General features: G+C 44.7%; 19 protein-coding genes. 4 read left to right on the top strand and 15 right to left on the bottom strand.

Annotation, left to right across the window (positions count from 1 at the left end):
- Nucleotides 1–67: 67 nt before the first annotated feature.
- A complete protein-coding gene (locus BUC01_RS04320; protein ID WP_025831563.1) occupies nucleotides 68–355 on the bottom strand; it encodes a chaperone modulator CbpM in 288 nt (95 codons plus the stop codon).
- A gap of 14 nt (nucleotides 356–369) precedes the next feature.
- Nucleotides 370–1,341, bottom strand: coding sequence for a DnaJ C-terminal domain-containing protein (locus BUC01_RS04315; protein ID WP_073312836.1), 972 nt, complete (start codon nucleotides 1,339–1,341; stop codon nucleotides 370–372).
- A gap of 315 nt (nucleotides 1,342–1,656) precedes the next feature.
- Between BUC01_RS04315 and BUC01_RS04310 the strand changes: the two genes are divergently transcribed.
- Complete coding sequence (locus BUC01_RS04310; protein WP_073312834.1) at nucleotides 1,657–4,167, top strand: bifunctional glycoside hydrolase family 9 protein/polysaccharide deacetylase; 2,511 nt, start codon at nucleotides 1,657–1,659, stop codon at nucleotides 4,165–4,167.
- Nucleotides 4,168–4,477: 310 nt separating this feature from the next.
- On the opposite strand, the gene BUC01_RS04305 is transcribed toward BUC01_RS04310, so the two are convergent.
- The 4 genes from BUC01_RS04305 to BUC01_RS04290 all read right to left on the bottom strand — a co-directional run bounded on the left by BUC01_RS04305 (nucleotide 4,478) and on the right by BUC01_RS04290 (nucleotide 8,058).
- Complete coding sequence (locus BUC01_RS04305; protein ID WP_073312832.1) at nucleotides 4,478–5,497, bottom strand: threonine aldolase family protein; 1,020 nt, start codon at nucleotides 5,495–5,497, stop codon at nucleotides 4,478–4,480.
- A 126-nt stretch (nucleotides 5,498–5,623) separates the two neighbouring features.
- The gene (locus BUC01_RS04300) at nucleotides 5,624–5,842 is read right to left on the bottom strand and encodes a winged helix-turn-helix domain-containing protein (RefSeq protein WP_009132761.1); all 219 of its coding nucleotides are present in this window, start codon (nucleotides 5,840–5,842) and stop codon (nucleotides 5,624–5,626) included.
- 267 nt (nucleotides 5,843–6,109) lie between these two features.
- Entirely contained in the window at nucleotides 6,110–7,747 is a 1,638-nt protein-coding gene (gene groL / locus BUC01_RS04295) for a chaperonin GroEL (protein WP_025831561.1), read from the bottom strand.
- A gap of 38 nt (nucleotides 7,748–7,785) precedes the next feature.
- The gene (locus tag BUC01_RS04290; protein ID WP_005780804.1) at nucleotides 7,786–8,058 is read right to left on the bottom strand and encodes a co-chaperone GroES; all 273 of its coding nucleotides are present in this window, start codon (nucleotides 8,056–8,058) and stop codon (nucleotides 7,786–7,788) included.
- A gap of 305 nt (nucleotides 8,059–8,363) precedes the next feature.
- Between BUC01_RS04290 and BUC01_RS04285 the strand changes: the two genes are divergently transcribed.
- Both BUC01_RS04285 and BUC01_RS04280 read left to right on the top strand, forming a co-directional pair.
- Nucleotides 8,364–9,215: a bile acid:sodium symporter family protein gene (locus BUC01_RS04285; RefSeq protein ID WP_025831559.1), complete on the top strand. Its 852-nt coding sequence runs from the start codon at nucleotides 8,364–8,366 to the stop codon at nucleotides 9,213–9,215.
- A 103-nt stretch (nucleotides 9,216–9,318) separates the two neighbouring features.
- Nucleotides 9,319–10,029 (top strand): hypothetical protein, encoded by a 711-nt coding sequence (locus tag BUC01_RS04280; RefSeq protein ID WP_025831558.1) that lies wholly within the window; start codon nucleotides 9,319–9,321, stop codon nucleotides 10,027–10,029.
- Nucleotides 10,030–10,145: 116 nt separating this feature from the next.
- On the opposite strand, the gene BUC01_RS25405 is transcribed toward BUC01_RS04280, so the two are convergent.
- The 9 genes from BUC01_RS25405 to BUC01_RS04240 form a co-directional block, all read right to left on the bottom strand.
- Nucleotides 10,146–10,313, bottom strand: a complete 168-nt coding sequence (locus BUC01_RS25405; protein ID WP_009132765.1) for a hypothetical protein — start codon at nucleotides 10,311–10,313, stop codon at nucleotides 10,146–10,148.
- A 77-nt stretch (nucleotides 10,314–10,390) separates the two neighbouring features.
- Nucleotides 10,391–11,755: a histidine--tRNA ligase gene (gene hisS / locus BUC01_RS04275; RefSeq protein ID WP_025831557.1), complete on the bottom strand. Its 1,365-nt coding sequence runs from the start codon at nucleotides 11,753–11,755 to the stop codon at nucleotides 10,391–10,393.
- Nucleotides 11,756–11,971: 216 nt separating this feature from the next.
- Nucleotides 11,972–12,664 carry a zinc metallopeptidase gene (locus BUC01_RS04270; protein WP_009132767.1) on the bottom strand — a complete coding sequence of 231 codons (693 nt, stop codon included), beginning with the start codon at nucleotides 12,662–12,664 and terminating at the stop codon, nucleotides 11,972–11,974.
- Between the two features lie 134 nt (nucleotides 12,665–12,798).
- Entirely contained in the window at nucleotides 12,799–14,106 is a 1,308-nt protein-coding gene (locus BUC01_RS04265) for an alpha-L-fucosidase (RefSeq protein ID WP_394363900.1), read from the bottom strand.
- A gap of 168 nt (nucleotides 14,107–14,274) precedes the next feature.
- Entirely contained in the window at nucleotides 14,275–15,546 is a 1,272-nt protein-coding gene (locus tag BUC01_RS04260; protein ID WP_025831554.1) for an adenylosuccinate synthase, read from the bottom strand.
- Entirely contained in the window at nucleotides 15,543–16,031 is a 489-nt protein-coding gene (locus tag BUC01_RS04255) for a Fur family transcriptional regulator (protein ID WP_009132770.1), read from the bottom strand. Before BUC01_RS04255 ends, BUC01_RS04260 begins: the two co-directional genes overlap by 4 nt.
- A gap of 162 nt (nucleotides 16,032–16,193) precedes the next feature.
- Entirely contained in the window at nucleotides 16,194–16,853 is a 660-nt protein-coding gene (locus BUC01_RS04250) for a DNA alkylation repair protein (RefSeq protein ID WP_025831549.1), read from the bottom strand.
- 17 nt (nucleotides 16,854–16,870) lie between these two features.
- The gene (locus tag BUC01_RS04245) at nucleotides 16,871–18,916 is read right to left on the bottom strand and encodes a dipeptidyl-peptidase 3 family protein (RefSeq protein WP_025831547.1); all 2,046 of its coding nucleotides are present in this window, start codon (nucleotides 18,914–18,916) and stop codon (nucleotides 16,871–16,873) included.
- A gap of 102 nt (nucleotides 18,917–19,018) precedes the next feature.
- Nucleotides 19,019–19,483: a helix-turn-helix domain-containing protein gene (locus tag BUC01_RS04240; protein WP_025831545.1), complete on the bottom strand. Its 465-nt coding sequence runs from the start codon at nucleotides 19,481–19,483 to the stop codon at nucleotides 19,019–19,021.
- Between the two features lie 277 nt (nucleotides 19,484–19,760).
- On the opposite strand from BUC01_RS04240, the gene recQ reads away from it, so the two are divergent.
- Nucleotides 19,761–21,569 carry a DNA helicase RecQ gene (gene recQ / locus BUC01_RS04235; RefSeq protein ID WP_073312828.1) on the top strand — a complete coding sequence of 603 codons (1,809 nt, stop codon included), beginning with the start codon at nucleotides 19,761–19,763 and terminating at the stop codon, nucleotides 21,567–21,569.
- Nucleotides 21,570–21,970 lie beyond the last annotated feature (401 nt).

Raw genomic sequence — 21,970 nt, 5'->3', positions numbered from 1 at the left:
AAGTTTAAACCTTACTGCCACTTTGTTTTATACTTAAGCAATGTCCGGTTAAAACATCTTCCACATATCATCTGAACAGCCTCAACTGACTGCGCAACTCATGAAGTTCCCGCTGCATCTCTTCCATACGCTGCAATAGGTGATGAATAGCATCGATCCCTTCCATATTGATGGACAAGTCATAATACATGCGGCTGTAACGTTCCACGTCCGGCAGTTGGGTGAACGTCAGATAACGTTCACCACCTTCAGTTGTTACATCTATCAGCCCACCTTCCTGCAACAAGTCTATAAACGACGGTTCGATGTGGCATTTGCGACAATATTCGCTGACTATGATTAATTCGTTCTGCATGGTGCTATCTCCTTTTAGTTCATACTTTGAAGTTTACGGAACAACTCTTTCTGTTCTTCCGTCAAGTTCGTCGGCAGTTTCACGGAATAAGTCACAATGAGGTCACCGAACTGTCCTTCTTTCTTATATACAGGGAATCCTTTACCTTTCAGACGGGCCTTCGTACCATTCTGGGTTTCAGGTTTCACTTTCAGTTTCACCTGTCCATTCAAAGTGTCCACCAACTGGTCGCCTCCCAAAAGAGCGGTATAAAGATTGATGGGAACATCTACGTACAAGTCGTCGCCCAGACGTTTGAATACCGGATCGTCCGCAATCACAAACGTAATGTACAAGTCACCGGCAGGACCGCCGTTCACACCTTCGCCGCCGTAACCCTTCAGCTTGATAACTTGTCCGTTGGTCACTCCGGCAGGAATGGTGATACGCACATTCTTTCCGTTCACGGTCAGAACCTGCTTATGGGTTTGTGCCGCGTCGCGGAGAGACAGACTTAAATCTGCATGATAATCCTGCCCGCGGAAACCGGCATTAGCGCCTCCACTACGTCCCCGATGTCCGAACATAGACTCGAAAAAGTCAGAGAAACCGCCACCGGCACTTCCGGAGAACTCCTGCCCGTCGGATGAATACCAGTAACTGCCGTTACCATCCGAACCATATCCTGCGCTCGAGCCACCGAAGCCGCCACCTCCAAAGCCGCCGAAACCACCGGCACCCGCCTCCTGTCGGGCTCGCTTCTGAGCTTCAAACTCATCGGCATGCTTCCAGTGCTCGCCGTACTCATCGTACTTCTTACGCTTTTCAGGATCGCTCAGCACTTCGTTCGCTTCATTAATTGCCTGAAACTTATCCTTGGCAGTAGAGTCATTCGGGTTCAGATCGGGATGATACTTGCGTGCCAACTTGCGGAACGCTTTCTTTATATCATCCTGACTTGCCTTTTTGTCCACCCCAAGGACTTGATAATAATCTATATAAGCCATAGTCTATAATTTTAGTTTTTTCTTATATACCTTATCACAAATAACGCACCAAGCCCACCTTTTGAATACTAAAATACGTAAACGAAAATTAAAAAGAAGTATTATAAACTACAACTTTAAGACACACAAGCAATTATCCCTTTTATACAATCCTCATTAACACTACTTAAAATTCAAAATAATGTAAACAACACATAACATCCATTAATTATTTCTACTAAAAGTTCCTAAAATAAGCAGAAAACACTTTATTTGTATTTGAATAATGCAGTTACGGAGAGCAGATTTCCCCCAACCTTAATATATTGACTTATTATGAAAAGTAACCATTGGCTACTTACGGTAGCACTCACTTTCATCGTCCTGCAAGTAAAAGCGGATGCATGGATACGTATTAACCAACTTGGCTACTTGCCGCAAGCTGTAAAAGTGGCAGTGTTCATGAGCGAAGAACCGGCTGACATACAAGAGTATGCACTGGTAGATGCTTTCACCGAACAAACCGTCCGTACTTTCACCTCCACCAAAGCCACCGGAAAGATGGGACTTATGAAAAGTACCTATCGACTGGATTTCAGTGATTTCAACAAGCCGGGAACTTATTATCTGAAAGCGGGCAAAGCCGTTTCTCCCAATTTCCCTATCAACAACCACGTGTACAACGGCACCGCCGACTTCCTGCTGAACTACATGCGCCAGCAGCGTTGCGGCTACAATCCTTTCCTGAAAGACAGTTGCCATGTGCACGACGGCTATATCCTGTATCACCCCACCAAGACAGGACAGCACATAGACGTCCGCGGCGGCTGGCACGATGCTACCGATTACCTGCAATACACCACTACTTCCGCAAATACCATCTACCAGATGATGTTTGCCTATCAGGAAAATCCGGAATCTTTCGGTGATTTCTACGATGCAGCCGGACTTCCCGGCGCCAACGGTATTCCCGACATCGTAGACGAAATAAAATGGGGCCTCGACTGGCTGAACCGCATGAACCCGGCCCCCGGCGAATTGTACAATCAGATTGCTGACGACCGCGACCATGCCGGTATGCGTCTGCCCAACAAAGACGAGGTGGATTACGGTTACGGTCCGGGCAAGGGACGCCCTGTCTATTTCTGTAGCGGCGAGCCCCAAGTGCGCGGTCAGTTTATGAATGCCACCACCGGTGTAGCCAGCACAGCGGGTAAGTTTGCTTCCTGCTTCGCCCTCGGCGCGCGCCTTTTGAAAGATTTCTATCCTGAATTTGCTGCCGAAATCGGTGCAAAGGCCGATGCTGCCTATCAGGAAGGCGTAAAGAAACCGGGTGCTTGCCAGACGGCATCCGTCAAGTCACCTTATATCTATGAAGAAGATAACTGGGTGGATGATATGGAACTCGGTGCCATGGAACTTTTCAAAAGCACCGGAGACTTGAAGTATCTGGAACAAGCCGTTGAATACGGACGCCGCGAACCCGTCACCCCGTGGATGGGTGCCGACAGTGCACGTCATTATCAATGGTATCCGTTTATGAACATGGGACACTACCATCTGGCAACCGTTAACAACGACCGTCTCAGCAAAGAATTTATCCGCAACATGCGTGCAGGCATCGTCCGTACTTACGAAAAAGCTGTCGAAAGTCCCTTCATGCACGGCATCCCCTATACTTGGTGTTCAAACAATCTGACCACTGCCATGCTGACGCAATGCCGTCTATATCGTGAAACAACTGGTGACGACACTTACAAAGAAATGGAAGCCGCCATGCTCGATTGGCTATTCGGTTGCAATCCCTGGGGCACCAGTATGATTGTGGAACTTCCTCTTTACGGAGATTATCCCTCGCAACCGCACTCTTCCCTACTCAATGCAGGTGTAGGCAATACCACAGGCGGCGTAGTGGACGGCCCGGTTTACCGTACCATCTTCGAAAGCCTGCGTGGAGTAAATATGACGGGGATTCCCGGCACTCCCGGTCAGGATTATGAACGTTTCCAGCCCGACCTGATGGTTTATCATGATGCCATCCACGATTATTCCACGAATGAACCGACTATGGACGGAACTGCTTGTCTCACTTATTATCTCTCTGCCATGCAGAAAGAGGGTATGAAGCAAGCAGGCATCCAGGGCGACAAGAATGTATACGTGAACGGAGGCATTATCCGTACCGACCCGTCAAAGAAACAAATAACTCTCGTCTTCACTGCCGCTGATAAAGCCGACGGCGCAGATGCCATCATCAGTACGCTGAAAAAACATGGCATTAAGGGCGGTTTCTTCTTCACCGGTGAATTTTATGAGCTGTATCCTGATGTGGTAAAACGCCTGCGTGCAGAAGGTCATCTGGTAGGCAGTCACAGTTATGGACACTTATTGTATATGCCGTGGGAAAACCGCGACTCACTGTTAGTGACTCGTGAGGAGTTTGAACAGGATATGCTGAAAAGTTACGAAGGTCTGCGCAAAGCAGGCATCGAGTATAAAGACGCTCCCGTCTATATCCCACCCTACGAATATTATAATAAGGAGATTGCCGCATGGGCAAAGAATATGGGTATCCAGGTTATCAACTACACTCCCGGCACCATGACTAACGCCGACTACACCACGCCGGATATGGGACAGAAATACCGGAGCAGTAAATTCATCTACGACAAGGTGATGGAAGTAGAAAAGAAAGAAGGTCTGAACGGGCACTTGATGCTGATACACTTCGGCACGGACGACCGCCGCACAGACAAGTTCTACAACGGGTATCTGGACAAAATGATTAAAACGCTGAAACGAAAAGGTTACACCTTCGTACCTGTCCTTGAGGCGGTAGGGATGTAAGCCATACACATAGTTATTATAAAAAGGTTAGTTAAAGGTTATCATGCAAAGGTATTTAAGGTAAATATTCAATCGGTTTGTTTTCAGTAAACTTTCTCCCACCCCCAAGGGAGAAAGTTTCAAGCCAAAGCTCCATGCCTGCGAAGGTCCGGAGCTTTTTGCTTCTGCCATTTTTATCAATAGAAGAAGCATTTGACGCAGGTAAGTGCATCGGCTGACGCAGATAAGTGCGTTGCCCGATGCAGGTAAGTGCATCGGCTGATGCAGGTAAGTGCGTTGTCCGATGCAGGTAAGTGCGTTAAAAGGAACATCAAAAGCTGTCTTTCACAGCCTGCAACAGAGACTGAATATCCTCCTCGGTCGTATCAAAAGAAGTCACGAAACGAATTTCATTTTCCGCCTCATTCCAGAAGTAAAAGAAGTAAGATTTCATCAGCTTGTTGATGACGGGGCGAGGCATAGTCAGGAATAACTGGTTACTTTCCATCTTTTGAGTGAAATGTATTCCGGGCAATGCTTTCAGACCTTCGTACAGTTTCTGCGCCATCGCATTGGCATGCGTCGCATTTTTCTTCCAGAGTTCATCTGTCAGATATGCCGTGAATTGGCAGGAGAGATAGCGCAACTTGGAGGCCAGTTGTGCCGACTGCTTCCGCACGTAAAGTGCTTCCTTCTTCAAATCCGGATTGAAAATAATCACGCTCTCACCCAGCATCAGCCCGTTCTTCGTTCCGCCGAAACTGAGAATGTCGATACCGCAATCTACCGTCAGCTCCTTAAAACCAAGGTTTAAAGCTACACAAGCATTTGCCAGGCGAGCCCCGTCCATATGCACGTACATTCCATGTTCATGTGCCAGAGAGGTCAGTGCTTTCAATTCTTCCGGAGTATATACAGTGCCCAGTTCCGAACATTGGGAGATATAGATTGCTCCCGGTTGGGAATGGTGTTGTTCACCAAAATTCTTCAGATAGGGGCGCACCAGTTCGGGGGTAAGTTTACCATCAGGGGTTGTGATGGTACGTATCTGGCATCCTGTCATACGCGCGGGCGCACCACATTCGTCTACATAAATATGTGCCGTCTCCGCACAAAGAATTAAATTGTAAGGGCGTGTCGCCAACTGCAAAGCTACGGCATTGCTACCCGTTCCGTTGAAGACGAACAGCGGTTCACAATCAGCCGCAAAAACATCCTTTATTTTACGGACAGCTTCTTCTGTCCAAGGGTCATCACCGTAACCTACTGCATGATCCTGATTGGCCCGGTTCAAAGCTTCCATCACCAATGGATGTACACCGGAATTGTTGTCTGAAGCAAAACTTCTCATAATTACATTGATTTTTCTAAGAATGTGCAAAGGAACAAAATATTATTTGTCGGCAGAAAAAAAAGAAGCGTGGATTTTTCTAAATCCACGCTTTCGTTTAGGTTTTCAATCGGTTTGTTTCATTTCTTACCCGATGTAGACATTCACGCCCAAAAAAATGTAGAGCTCTTCGTTCTCCTGGTGTAATACAATCTTGTCTTCACAAGCTAACCACCCCAAGGCAGCCCCCAATTCTTTGTCTTTCAGCCCGGACTTTCTCTTCAAAGTCCCATAGTCCCATTTGGCATAATTGCTAAGCAACCTCCAAACTTTGCCTGCGTTCAGGCCGATGTCGCTTTTGTTCATCTCTTTTCGCTATTAAAAAGGTTAAATAATTGATTGGTTTTCTGTTTAGGTTAATCCTATTTGACCCTAAAGGTATCACTTTTAATTTATAAAACACAAAAATCGAACAAAAGATATCTTTTTTAATCTAAATTGTAACAGTTTCGTAATAACATACAGAAAATATGAGAAAATACTGACCAGTAAACAGAAAAAAAGACCACAGTGCCCTCATTGAGAGAGACACTGTGGTCTTTACTATGTTATATATTCAGGAAAAAACGGGTATTACATCATGCCACCCATACCGCCCATGCCGGGAGCACCCATTGGCATTTCAGGTTTATCTTCCTTCTTTTCAACGATTACACATTCGGTAGTCAGGAACATACCGGCGATAGAAGCTGCATTTTCCAAAGCTACACGAGCTACCTTAGCAGGGTCTACCACACCGGCAGCGTGCAGGTTTTCGTAAATATCAGTACGGGCATTGTAACCATAGTCACCTTTACCTTCACGTACTTTCTGCACTACAACAGCCCCTTCCTTACCTGCATTAGCAACAATCTGACGCAGCGGCTCTTCGATAGCGCGTTTGATGATGTCAACACCGGTCGTTTCGTCGATGTTGTCACCCTTGAAGCCTTCCAGTACATCGAGCGCACGGATGTAAGCTACACCACCACCCGGTACGATACCTTCTTCGATAGCAGCGCGGGTTGCACGCAAAGCATCGTCTACACGGTCTTTCTTTTCTTTCATTTCCACTTCAGAAGCAGCACCTACGTAAAGAACCGCAACACCGCCCGACAACTTAGCAAGACGTTCCTGCAATTTTTCTTTGTCATAATCAGACTTGGTAGCAGCAATCTGAGCCTTGATTTGTTCGCAACGTTCCTTGATATTTTGTTTGTCACCAGCACCGTTTACGATAGTAGTGTTATCTTTAGAAACGGTTACCTTGTCGGCAGTACCCAGCATTTCGATGGTAGCTTGTTCCAGTTTCAGACCTTTTTCTTCGCTGATAACCACACCACCGGTCAGTACGGCAATGTCTTCCAACATTTCTTTACGACGGTCGCCGAAGCCCGGAGCTTTCACTGCACAAATCTTCAACTGAGAACGCAGGCGGTTTACAACCAACGTAGTCAAAGCTTCGCTATCCACATCTTCTGCAATAACCAACAGAGGACGACCGGTTTGTACGGCAGGTTCCAGGATAGGCAAGAAATCTTTCAGGTTAGAAATTTTCTTGTCATAGATCAGGATATACGGTTTTTCCATTTCGCATTCCATCTTCTCCGTGTTGGTAACGAAGTAAGCAGAAAGATAACCGCGGTCGAATTGCATACCTTCCACTACACCGATAGTAGTGTCAGTACCTTTAGCTTCTTCGATAGTGATTACACCATCCTTAGAAACTTTGCGCATAGCGTCAGCAATCAGTTTACCGATAACGGGATCATTGTTGGCAGAAACAGAAGCAACCTGCTCAATCTTATCGTAGTTGTCACCTACTTTTTCAGCTTGTGACTTAATAGACTCAACCACTTTGGCAACAGCCTTGTCGATACCGCGTTTGATATCCATCGGGCTTGCACCGGCAGTTACATTCTTCAAACCTTCAGCAACAATAGCCTGTGCCAATACAGTAGCGGTAGTAGTACCATCGCCAGCGTCGTCACCAGTTTTGGAAGCAACTTCTTTCACCAACTGTGCACCTGTATTCTGGTATGCATCAGACAGTTCCACTTCCTTAGCTACAGTCACACCGTCTTTCGTGATGTGTGGAGCACCGAATTTCTTTTCGATAATCACGTTACGACCTTTCGGGCCGAGAGTTACTTTCACTGCATTTGCCAGTGTATCGATACCTTTTTTCAATTGGTCGCGGGCATCAATATTGAATAATATTTCTTTTGCCATAATGATATTTACAATTTTATGATTTTACAATTACTATATTAACCTAACACTGCGAGTACGTCACTTTGACGCATGATGAGATATTTAGTACCTTCAACTTCCAGTTCAGTACCGGCATATTTGCCATACAAAACAGTGTCACCCGTCTTCAATACCATCTCTTCATCTTTCGTACCGTGACCAACTGCCACAACTTCACCTTTCAAAGGTTTCTCTTTTGCTGTATCCGGAATAATGATACCGCCAATTGTTTTTTCTTCTGCAGGTGCAGGGAGTATCAGCACTCTGTCTGCCAATGGTTTAATGTTCATAGTTCTTTTGTTTTTTTATTATGTTATACATATATATTATAGTAATGTTTTATCTCACTTTTGGCGAGACGTAAAACAAATTGCGAAAAGCGTGCCAAACGGCAAAGTTGGATTTCTGTCAGTCTAAAACTGCCAAATTGACATTTCAGTATAACTTTTTCATGCAAGCATGAAAATTCTGCTTTCGATTTGCACTATCTTTAGAGAAGACAGGCGGCATCTCAGCATAACTTTTTCATGCAAGCATGAAAATTCTGCTTTCGATTTGCACTATCTTTGCAACTTCAAAAAAACGATTTTAGAACATGAATGCAATATGGATTGTTTTGCCCATTCTCAGTTTATTAATGTTTGAACTGGGACTTACACTTGAAATTAAAGATTTTAAATTATTTCGCCAACGTCCCTATCCTGTAATTGCGGGATTATTGGGTCAGATTATGCTATTGCCTGCATTGGCTTTTGCGTTAGGCTATCTGTTCCACCTGGAACCTTTGTTTTTTATCGGCTTGGTGCTGATTGCCTGTTCGCCGGGAGGTAGTTCTTCCAACATATTCTCTATGATAGCCAAAGGAGATGTGGCACTTTCCGTTTCGCTGACCGCACTCAGCAGCATTATCACCTTGTTCACTATTCCCGTCATAATGGAATTTGCTACGCAGGTGGCAGGAGATAGCAGCGGAATTACCATACACTTACCGGTTGGAAGCCTCATCATCCAGAACTTACTACTCATGCTGTTCCCAATAGCAGCAGGTGTCCTGACCAAACGTTTCTGTCCTAAAGCTGCCGAACGCATACACAAAGTATTATCCAAAGTGGCTTTTCCCGCACTGATTTTATTGGCTACCATCTTCTTTATACAGCATCACGAAACGATTGCCGCACAGATTGGCCGATTAGGATTGTGTATCACCATGATGATATTACTGGCTATGGGTGGCGGGTATCTAATCTCCCGCCTGATGAAACTGACCCGAAAGGAACAGCGCACGCTCATCATTGAAATAGGGATGCAGAATGCTGCTCAGAGTATTGCCATCGCAAGTAGTCCGTTCATATTCAATAATGACATCATTGCTATACCCGCCATTATTTACGCACTGATGATGAATGTTATCTTATTAGTATATGTAGGCATAGTGAAACGAAGATAATTAACACAGACCACTATAAAACAGTCAGAAGAAATCTTGCTTTATTCGGAATTAATACCGAAATTTGTATATATCAAGAAGCAATCTTAAAAACCTCAACGATATGATACACAAGAACTTTCTTTGGATACTACTATTGTCTTTTATGAGTTTGACTGCCATTGCCCAAGAATCGGAAAAGCTTGTCAAAACAATCTATATAAATGCCAGTGAGGCTATCCTCTTCGACAGGGTTATCGACTTCGTGCAGAATGATGAGTATTTCATTTTATCACTGGATAAACAAGCTGGCTTCATACAAGCCCAGAAGCCTATTTCTACAAAGAAAATGTTTAAACCGGATGAACGGAGAACTTTGAATTTCATCATCAAACCTATGAATGAGAACTTATCCCAGATTACCCTAAATATTCGTATCGAAGAAAGACACTGGGGAGGCAACGAGTCCGGTCATGTCTATTTTTACGAAGATAAGGGAGTCAGCCAGAATAGTGATTTATACCAGACTGTATGGGATGAACTAAAAGCGGCATTGACTCCTTATCGCCAGGTAATACTTGTACCCGCTGAGTCCTCAACCGCACCCGCAATATCCGTTCCGGCTGAAACAACCTTGAATTCCCTGCCTAAAACATTTTTAAGAGATGGATTTCCATTGCTGGTAGAGCGTTGCCGCAACGTTCTCTCATCAGCCTATATGGCACAAAAACTAATTAGTGAACATACAAACATTCCCGGCAGGGAAGGATATCCGGTGAAACTCTATGAATATTATACCGGAAAAGACGTCAAGAAAGGAGTCCTACTGGGCTAAAGAACAGTTATAAAAGAGTAAAAACCTTGCATCCAAGAAGTGAACTCCTTGTCTACCGGAAGTTAAGTTCTTGCCTACAAGAAGTTAACTCCATAAAATCGGAACGTTAGGTCTGTCTATTCGACATCCAAATCCAGGTCACAACTTAATTCCGTTGAATATCCTTGCCAAAAACTCTTGGTAGAGTGTACCAAAGCACTCCCCATCAAGAAAAGGAATATTACGGCTATTAGCGTCATCACCATACCGATGGCTGCATAATACTTCGGTTCTAAAACATCCATAATAGTTATCTTTGTTAGGTTAGTACTACAAAGATAACCAAGATGGATTACAATAGGTTTACTCTTTTATGAAGTTTTTATTTCTTTAAAGTTTGTATCAATTCTTCGGCCGTGACAAGGCTCTGTTCGCCCGTTTCCATGTTTTTCAGGGTCACCTTATTTTCATTCATTTCATTCTCGCCCACCATCGCCACAAACGGGATGTTCTTGGCATTGGCATATCCCATCTGTTTCTTCATTTTAGATGAGTCCGGGAAGATTTCAGCACGGATACCTTCTGCACGAACCTTAGCAAGCACATTCAAAGAGAAGGCAGCTTCTTTCTCACCGAAGTTGATGAAAAGAAGTTGCGTGCTGTTTACGGCTTCCTTCGGATAAAGATCGAGCTGGTTCAGTACATCAAAGATACGGTCGGCACCAAAAGAGATACCTACACCGGATATACCTGCCATACCGAATACACCTGTCAGATTATCATAACGGCCACCACCTGTAATACTTCCGATTTGCACATCCAGGGCTTTCACCTCGAAGATGGCACCTGTATAATAGTTCAGACCACGCGCAAGCGTCAAGTCCAGTTCCAATTCATTTTTCAAACCGAAAGCAGCAAGGGTTTTCAATATGAACTCGCTTTCTTCCACGCCCTTCTGACCGATTTCACTACCGGCAAGCACGTCTTTCAGAGTAGCCAGCTTTTCTTCATTCGTACCACTCAGCAGAATAATGGGTTGCAATTTGGCAATAGCCTCATCATTGATACCTTTTTCTTTCAATTCCGCATTCACATTCTCCAAACCGATTTTGTCCAGTTTGTCAATGGCTACGGTTATATCTACAATTTTGTCAGCTTCACCGATAATTTCGGCAATACCTGTCAAAATCTTACGGTTGTTTATCTTAATACAAACACGGATACCAAAATGAGTAAAGACGGTATCGACAATCTGCATCAATTCTACTTCATTTAGCAGGGAATCACTGCCTACCACATCGGCATCACATTGATAGAACTCACGATAACGTCCCTTCTGCGGACGGTCGGCACGCCAAACGGGTTGTATCTGATAGCGTTTGAAAGGGAAAGTGATTTCATCACGGTGCATCACCACATAGCGGGCAAACGGCACAGTGAGGTCATAGCGCAAACCTTTCTCACAAAACTTACTGGCAAGTTTAGCAGCGTTGCGGCTCAGCAACTCTTCGTCAGTCAGTCCGGAAAAATAATCACCCGAATTCTGTATCTTGAACAGAAGTTTATCACCTTCTTCACCATACTTTCCCATCAGTGTGGAAAGCATTTCCATTGCAGGTGTTTCAATCTGCTGAAAGCCATAGAGGTGATATACATCACGAATGGTATTGAATATATAGTTACGCTTCGCCATCTCTACCGGCGAAAAGTCACGGGTTCCTTTTGGAATACTTGGTTTTGCTGCCATAATAGTTTCAATTACTTTTAAAAACGAAGTGCAAAGTTACAGGTTTTTATCGAGATAAGAAAAGAGATAGGGTTGTTTTCTATAAAACAGATGGTCCATTTACCCTAAACAAATGGTCTGTTGAGGTCAAACAGACCATCTACTTAACGCAAACAGACCGTCTGTTCGCACGGAACAGACGGTCTGTTTTTCTGTTTTATATATAAAGACGAAGAATTAGTCTCTGCGTCCCATAAATATCATGATATAGTAAATCAGCGTTGCCAGTGAACCCAATGCAGCCACTACATACGTATAAGCAGCAGAACGAAGTGCGTCTTCGGCTTGCTTATGATTGTAAGAGTTCGTAATGCCCGAACGGCTCAACCATACCAAAGCACGTTTGCTGGCATCAATTTCCACCGGCAAAGTGATGAAGCTGAACAGCGTAGTCATAGCAAACAAAATAATACCTGCCAGCAACAACTGCGGGAATGTGTTCAGCAGCAAGATACCACCCAACAGCAACCAAGTCATCCACTGTGAAGCAAATGATACCACCGGCACCAACTTGCTACGCATCGTCAGCGGAGCATAAGCACGCGCATGTTGCACTGCGTGTCCACATTCGTGGGCAGCAACGGCAGCAGCCATGATACTGTTACTTTCGTATACCCCTTCACTCAGGTTCACTGTCTTATTGGCAGGATTATAGTGGTCTGTCAGTTGTCCCGGCGTATGTGTCACCTGAACATCATAGATTCCATTGTCATGCAGCATCTGAAGGGCAACATCACGGCCCGTCATTCCATTACCGGTAGGGATTTTGGAGTACTTCTTGAACTTGTTCTGCAGGTTCATTTGCACCAGCCAGCTTACTACAGCTATACCAATAAAGATAATCCATTGTATTCCTATCATTCCTTCCATATTCTTTTCTGTTTTTAGTAATTAAAAATGTGTAGTTTGTTATATACAATACAAATTGTTTGCCAAAAATAAAGGGAAACTGTGAGCTTTACTACAGTTTCCCTTATCTTTTAGGAAGAATTAGCGAAAAAGGTCTATTGCCCAACAAGTTGTAACTCTACCACGTAATCCATATCTACAGGTGTTTCCGGCAATTGCAACACAATTCCCTGTCCGGCACGGGCAATGCGCACAGGAGACTGGTCTTTAAACAGGAAGGCTTTTTTCACCATTTTTCCATTCAACGGCAGATACAGCGCATTATCCTTCAAATTCAGGATATGAACAAAAAGACGATTCCCTTTTTGTGTTGTCACTCCCCAGTCGTGCGGAGAAACGATGCCGCCACGTGTGCCGTAGATGGTTTCACCATACACTTTCATCCACTCTCCCTTTTCTTTCAGGCGTTGAACAGAAACTTCCGGCAAGCATCCGTCCGGCTGAGGACCGATATTCATCAGCAGGTTTGCATCCTTACCGGCAGCCTTTACCAGATAATGTATCAAAGTCTTCGTAGATTTATAGTTCTGGTCGGTAATCTTATATCCCCACATTCCGTTCATGGTTTCACAAGTTTCCAGTGGTAAATGACTGACATCTTGTCCTGAAAGTCCGGCTCTGTTCTCACCCGGCAAGTCACGTTCAAATATCTGTATGTCTTCGCCGGGGAAAGGCGTTTGGTGATGGTTATTACCAACCAGACAAGCGGGTTGCAGGCGATGTATCATGGCATACTGTTCGGGAAGCTGCCAGTCAAAATCCGGATTTGCATCCTGATCCCACCAGCCGTCAAACCAGATGGCGCCTATCGGTCCGTAATTCGTTAGCAACTCTGTCAGTTGGTTATTCATGAAGGTATAATAACTTTTCCAGTCTCCTTTCGGATTAGGCCGTCCGGTTCCGCGCCCTGTGCGTCCCCACGGGGCATCCTCGCGATACCAGTCTATATGGGAATAGTAAAAATGCAGCCGGATGCCTTGTTTGTGACATTCATCTGCCAGTTCCTTCACTATGTCGCGTTTGAAGGGGGTGGCATCTACTATATTATAGTCAGAATATTGGGTATGAAACATGGAGAAGCCTTCGTGATGGCGGCTTGTGAAGCAGATATACTTAGCTCCGGATGCTTTGATGGCACTCACCCATTCGGCAGCATTGAACTTGGAAGGATAGAAGCCACCTGCCAGTTTCGCATATTCTTTATAATTCAGGTTATTGTTGGTCATAGTCCATTCTCCGGTAGCCAACATGCAATACAAGCCCCAATGCAGAAAGATTCCGAACTTATTGTCCTGAAATTCCTGACGGGCTTTCAGATTCTCGGCAGACGGTTCGTAGGTCTGCGCCTTTGCAGGCAGAAAGGAGACTGCAAACAGAAGGGATAAGATAATAGGTGTTTTCATCATAAGTATACGGATTGGTTACTAATAGTTTGTCTGAAAAGGAATAGTTTGTTGTATCCGGTTGAAACGTTTTTCGCCCCTACAAGCGCTATGACATTGCCTGTAGGGGCGAATAAACATTCGCCCGCCCAATAGCAAAACTTTCTTGGGCAGCCTTATAACAATTTACTATTCCTCAGTATAGCGTTCAATAGTCTGTCCGCGGTCGGGACCTACGGAAACAATCTTGATGGGCACACCAAGTTGTTCTTCCAGGAACGTCAGGTAAGCGTTGAATTCTTCGGGGAATTCATCTTCGCTCTGCATTCTCGTCATGTCGGTTTCCCAACCGGGCAACTCAACATAAACCGGCTCGATGCCTTCATTGATATCATACGGGAAGTAATCGATTTCTTCGCCATCTACCTTATAAGCCACGCAAGCCTTGATAGTTTCGAATGAATCGAGAACATCGCTCTTCATCATTATTAATTTGGTAACACCGTCTACCATAATGGCATACTTCAACGCAACCAGGTCGATCCATCCGCAACGGCGCTTACGTCCTGTTACCGAACCGAATTCATGTCCCAGCGTACAAATCTGGTCACCCGTCTTGTCAAAGAGTTCCGTCGGGAACGGACCGGCACCCACACGTGTGCAGTATGCTTTGAAGATACCATACACTTCACCAATCTTGTTAGGAGCCACACCCAAACCGGTGCAAGCACCTGCACAAATGGTATTGGAAGAGGTTACGAAAGGATAAGAACCGAAGTCAACATCCAACATTGTACCTTGGGCACCTTCACAAAGCACTGATTTTCCACTGTTCAGCAAGTTGTTTATTTCGTGCTCGCTATCCACCAATGGGAATTGTTTCAGATATTCGATACCTTCCAGCCAGGTCTTTTCCAATTCAGTCAAGTCATACTCGTAGTTCAGACCTTTCAGGATTTGTTCGTGACGTGCTTTAGCTTCAGCATATTTCTGTTCGAAGTTATGCAGGATATCGCCTACACGCAGACCGTTACGGCTTACTTTATCCGTATAAGTCGGACCAATGCCTTTACCCGTCGTACCTACTTTGGCATCACCTTTCGCAGCTTCATAAGCGGCGTCCAATATGCGGTGGGTAGGCAGGATGAGATGCGCTTTCTTTGAGATATGCAAGCGCTCTTTCAGGTTATGGCCGGATGCCTCCAATGCTTCTGCTTCTGCTTTGAAGAGAGCCGGGTCGAGCACCACGCCGTTACCGATAATATTCACCTTGTCACCTTGAAAAATTCCCGAGGGAATAGAGCGGAGCACATACTTCTGCCCTTCGAACTCGAGCGTATGTCCGGCATTCGGTCCGCCCTGGAAACGAGCTACGACATCGTATCTCGGAGTTAACACGTCAACGACTTTGCCTTTGCCTTCGTCGCCCCATTGTAATCCTAATAGAACCTCTACTTTCATTTTTCTTTCTTATGGTTATTACTTTTCTTCTTGCGTTTATTGGCCCGGTCGCACTTGCTGCACAATCCATACAGATAGAGCGAATAGTGCGATAAACTGAACCTGCTTAATTTCGTATTCCCAATGGCGTGCTGCAACTCCTCGTTCTGAAACTCGGTCACCTTGCCACACTGCGTGCAAATCTGGTGGTGATGCGTATCACGGTTATAGCTCTTTTCGTATTGGGAGGAATTACCGAACTGGTGCTTAATGACCAGACGGGCATTGATGAGAAGGATAATAGTATTGTAAAGAGTCGCGCGGCTTACACGGAAATTTTCCTGGTCGGCCATCAGCGAATAAAGAGTATCTATATCAAAATGACCTTCGATGGAGTAGATAGTATCGAGTATGGCATAGCGTTCGGGAGTCTTGCGATGCCCGTTCGCGTTGAGATATTCAGTGAATATCTGCTTTACCGTATCTTTCACATTCTGACTTTCCATTTTTTGGCGGCGCAGTTTTTTACAGCCAACAAAGTTAAGCCTTTTTTGCGGAAAGCAAATGAGAAAGAGGAAAAAAAACAAAAAAAGAGTGATAGAGTGGTAAGGTGGTAGGATGACCGCTGCTTAGTATTTATCACTCTATCACCTTACCACCCTATCATTTTATTCTATTTCTTCTTTTACAAGATTATATAGCAACAATTCGGCTTCCGATTCGGAATGTTCCATCTCTTCCACCCGGCGACATACATGGAAAGCATGTTCTTCGCTATGCTGCATGAAGCGGCGAATGGCCGCCATAGCTGCATTGCGCACGTGGTAGGAACCGGAAATGAAAGCACAAACTGCCTGGTCGAGAAATTCGTTCGCAGTACGTTCATCCATATCACCTTTCTTCATCAGCAAGCGGGCGATGGTGAGGAAACCGCATGTCTGTATATACTCCCGCTCATCGGCAATCCATTGGAAAGACTTCGCAGGGGCATAAGGAAGATGCTGGAACAGATTCATGGAAGTAAGTTCCGCTATCTCGATATTCTGAATGCTTTCCACCCAGATATCAGCAATCTCCGGAAAGAAGCTATCTACCGGCTGTAACAGTCCCGCCATAATCTTACATTCACGGATATCCTCTTTCCACAAGGCTTGCGCTAATGAGTGATCTTTTTCATACCCTTCGGCAATGGCCTTGATACGGGGAAGTTCTACACCGAAATTCAATTTATAGACCAGCCCTTTTTCACGCATACTTTGAGATACAGCCCCGTTCATAGAGAGGCGGAGCTGTGTCTTTATTTCTTTCAGTTGTTCATGTAGATCCACAAAACAATGATTTATAGTTAATTATTAACAGAAGGCAGATTAGAATAATCCTTGCTGTAACGCAACATCTGTTCTGCATAACCCTCGTCATAAGTCACTTTTACATCGGTTATCTTACCGTCCGCATCTGTCACGGCTTCGTACTTCGGATTTACAAATCCCTTATATGGAGCCAGGTTCAGTTTCTTATAACGTTCCAGTATTTCGGCATGCAAAGTAGGATCTACCTTCACGGCATAATTTTCCACGATGTCATGGGCAGCCTGGTAGTCACCTGTAGACTTGATGCGTTGAATTTCGGACAACAACTCACCGAAGAGTTCACGCAACTTTTCGTAATCGTTCACTACAACGTAAGTCTTACCGTCTTTCTTTACCATCTCTACCACTTTATCAGCCGCACCTTTCTCAAACACCCAGCGGGCAATGAGCTGACGGTTACGCATATGGGCCTCTTCCACACTATTTCCCGGCTCGATGCGAACCAACTGTGTCATCAGACCATTCATCAGATACGTGTAGTATTCGGCTTTGTAAGCATCCGCATTAGGTGTCAGTCCCAACTCTACCAATTTAGGGTCGGCCACATAGTACAAACCAAACAAATCGGCTCGCGCTTCTTCAATCGTAGAACCGTAAGCCTTCAAAGCATCCGGATCAACGCCCGGAAGCAACTTGCCGGAACCATGCCCCAGACATTCGTGCAAGTCTGTGTGAAGTTCACCGGTAAGGTCGGCATAATTATCTATTAATTTCAATTCAGCGTCGCTGTACACAAATTCTTCATTGAATCCGTTGCCATGAGCCGCTTTATTATAAGCATCCGTAATGTTACCGATAGTAACCGATTTGGAACCATGATGGCTGCGTATCCAGTTAGAGTTGGGTAGATTGATGCCGATAGCCGTTGCCGGATACAAATCACCTGCCAGGATGGCAGCAGTAATCACTTTGGCAGAGACGCCCTTCACTTCATCTTTCTTGAACTGCTTGTCTACCGGAGAATGATCTTCAAACCACTGCGCATTGCCGCTGATGATCTCCGTGCGATGCGTGGCTTCCAAATCCTTAAAGTTCACCAGCGATTCCCAACTTGCTTTCATTCCCAACGGATCGCCATAGCTTTCAGTAAAGCCATTGACAAAGTCCACAAGTGAATTCAAGTCTTTCACCCACAAGATGGCATAATCATCGAATGTTTTCAGGTCACCGGTTTCGTAATACTCTATCAACTTGGTGATGACCGCTTTCTGTTCCTGATTTTCAGCCACAGTTTCAGCCTTCTTCAACCAATATACAATTTTATCGATAGCCGGTCCATACAGACCACCCACTTTCCATACCTTCTCCTGTATCTTGCCATTCTCTTTCACCAGACGGCTATTCAGTCCATAAGAAACGGGCGTTTCATCTTTCGGATTCTTCATTGCATTATAGAAGTCCTCGGCTTCTTTCTGCGTCACGCCGTCATAATAATTACAAGCCGAAGTCAGCACCAAGTCCTCTCCTGCTGCCTGATTCACACGTTTCGGCATAATCGCAGGATCGAAAATAACGGGAGACAATTCATCACACAATTGTTCTGCGGTTTGGCCCTCAACCAATGGCAACGTAGAAGCATCCACACTCAACACAGCCTGCCTGAAAAATTCGGGAGTAAAACCCGGCACGAACTTTTCCGTACCATAATGATGATGAATGCCATTGGAGAACCACACACGTTTAAGGTATACTTCCATCGCCTTAAAATCAGATGTATTCTTGTCTCCTTCATATCCCTTATATATCGCTTCCAATGCGCGGCGAATTCGCAAGTTATACTTTCCGTTTTGGTCAAACAGAATATCACGGCCTTGCAAAGCAGCTTCCGTAAGATAGTACACCAGCTCTTTCTGTTGGAGCGACAAGTTTTCGAAACCGGGAACCCGGTAACGTAAGATCTGTAAATCTGCAAATTGTTCCACTGTATAATCAAATTTATCTGCCTCGGCAGTTGTTGTCTTTGAGCCGCTACAAGCTGTCAGTAGTGAAAAAGCGGCACATATCATTAGTTGTTTCTTCATGTGTCGGGAGATATGGAGTTGGTATTAAAAAAGACGAAAAGGAAGTATTCCGAAACAAACGCTCCGGAATATTTCCTTATCTATGCATTCTTCAACGCAGAATTACTGTTTCTTATCTGCGTGTTTTTTACGATATCCGTTAGGAGTTTCACCTACATTTTTGTAAAATGCAGCGTAGAAAGACTGACGGTTGGCAAAGCCTACCATTGTGCTAATTTCTTCCACATTCTTGTCGGCATATCTCTTGTCCGTCAATAAATGTTTAGCATCTTTCACTCTGTACTCATTCAACAGGCATGAATAGTTCATACCAAAACGAGAATTTACTACAGCTGACAAATAGCGAGTGTTGGTTTTCAACTCTTTCGCCAAATCTTTAGCTGAATAATCGGGATCTTTGTACTTTTTCTGTACTACAACGATATTCAATATCCTGTCATACAATTCATCTGCCAACTCCGGACGAATTAACGAACGGTAAGCCGCATTCTTCTCTTTTTTCTCTCTCAGGTTGTAAGGGCGCTTCTTTGGAGCCGCTTCCTGATTCTTGTTTTCTAAATCACTCATTGAATTAACTGGTTAGGGTTTGTTAAAATATGCAAGCCCGAAGGATTTTCCTTTAGACTTTACAAAAGTCTGACATTTTTTTGTAATACGCAACTTTTATCGTACATATTTTTGATTCATAAACAACGAAAAAGGTTGAAAAGTAGCATTTAAGCCGATTTAATAAGAAACTTTAACTTTAGCGAAAAGGATTATGATATAAAATGAATACGTTTATTGACTTGTTTCATATACGATAATTAATGTACCTTTGCACGATAAAACTTTATTCCAGAAAATGATACAGACGCTCAAAAGATATTTTGGTTACGATACTTTCCGTCCTTTACAGGAAGAGATTATCCGCACATTGCTTGCTGGCAGAGATACCTTAGTATTAATGCCTACCGGAGGTGGAAAGTCCATCTGTTACCAGCTTCCGGCCCTGTTGTGTGAAGGAACTGCCGTAGTCGTTTCACCTCTGATTTCACTGATGAAGGACCAGGTGGAAGCACTCTGCGCCAATGGTATTGCCGCCGGTGCTCTGAATAGCAGTAACGACGAGACGGAAAATGCAGTTATGCGCCGTGCCTGTACGGAGGGAAAACTGAAATTACTCTACATTTCGCCTGAGAAATTAATAGCAGAAGCCAACTATCTTTTAAGAGATATGCACATCTCATTATTTGCCATTGATGAAGCGCATTGTATTTCCCAATGGGGACATGATTTCCGTCCGGAATATGCACAAATGGGTTTTATACACGAAATGTTTCCAAACATCCCTGTCATAGCCCTCACAGCCACGGCAGATAAAATTACACGCGAAGATATCGTACGGCAGTTGCACCTCAATCAACCGAAGGTTTTTATCTCATCTTTCGACCGCCCGAACCTCAGCCTCACCGTAAAACGGGGATATCAACAGAAGGAAAAGAGTAAAGCGATTCTGGATTTCATCGCCCGGCATCCCGGCGAAAGCGGCATCATCTATTGTATGAGTCGGAGCAAGACGGAAACTGTGGCACAAATGCTGCAAAAGCAAGGCCTCCGTGTAGCCGTTTACCATGCGGGACTCTCTTCCGCCCGGAGAGATGAAGCACAGGATGATTTTATCAACGACCGTGTACAAATAGTTTGTGCCACAATTGCTTTCGGTATGGGAATCGATAAAAGTAATGTGCGTTGGGTCATCCATTACAATCTGCCTAAGAGTATAGAGAGTTTTTACCAAGAGATAGGACGCGCCGGACGTGATGGCCTGCCAAGCGACACACTGCTATTCTACTCCTTGGCCGACCTTATCTTACTGACGAAGTTTGCGACAGAAAGCGGGCAACAGAGCATCAATCTGGAGAAGTTGCAACGTATGCAACAATATGCTGAAGCTGATGTTTGCCGCCGACGTATCTTGTTGAGCTATTTCGGAGAGACCACCACGGAAGATTGCGGCAACTGTGATGTTTGCAAGAACCCGCCCCAACGTTTCGACGGAACCGTCATTGTACAAAAAGCTCTAAGCGCCATTGCCCGCACAGAACAACAGATAGGAACTGGTATTCTGGTAGATATTCTGCGTGGAAACGTTAGTCCGGAAATATCAGAAAGAGGATATCAGCAACTGAAGACCTACGGTGCCGGACGCGAAATACCTGCCCGAGACTGGCAGGATTACCTGTTGCAAATGCTGCAAATGGGTTATTTTGAAATAGCCTACAACGAGAATAACCATCTGAAAATAACGAGTAGCGGCAGCGATGTTCTCTTCGGGCGGGCGCAGGCACAGCTTGCTGTGATTCGCCGTGAAGAAACCGCCCCTGCCAAAGGAAGGAAGAAGAAATCCACCATTCCGGTCAGGGAGTTGCCTTTAGGATTACCGAATACGGAAAGCGAAGAACTATTCGAAGCTCTGCGTGAATTACGGAAACGGCTCGCATCCCAGGAAGCACTTCCTGCTTATATCGTCCTGTCCGACAAAGTATTGCACCTGCTCAGCATATCTCGTCCCACAACATTGGAGGCGTTCGGAAATATCAGTGGGATTGGCGAATATAAGAAGAAGAAATACGGGAAAGAATTTGTCGATTTAATCCGGAGGTATGTGTAAGATTATACTTTTTCTTTCGCTTGCCCGAAAGAAAAAGTATCAAAAAGAAAGGGCACGGGCTCAGTCTACGGTGCTACTCCGACACTGCGGCTCGAACTCGCTTCGCTCAAACAATCGCCCCTTACCTGCGCCTGACAGTGCCTCCGCTGACGCACCTACGCCTATGCTCGAAGGCTGCGCGGTGCAGGCGGCTGCGCTGTAACAATGCTGTAATAATACTGTAATATAGAATATAAACTAGGCAACTAAGCTGTAATACATTTTACGTTGCACGCATATACTTATACCTTCACAATAGATTTCATAGGGATATTCCTAAAATAATAAAATTTAAGGCAACTAATTCATTGCGAGTTAGTTGCCTTTTTTGTATCTTTAAGCATTCCCCCCAAAAAACGGTT

Origin of the sequence: Bacteroides stercorirosoris (genome assembly GCF_900142015.1) — a bacterium.
Classification (GTDB): Bacteria; Bacteroidota; Bacteroidia; order Bacteroidales; family Bacteroidaceae; genus Bacteroides; species Bacteroides stercorirosoris.
This window is presented reverse-complemented; position numbering and strand designations above follow the sequence as displayed.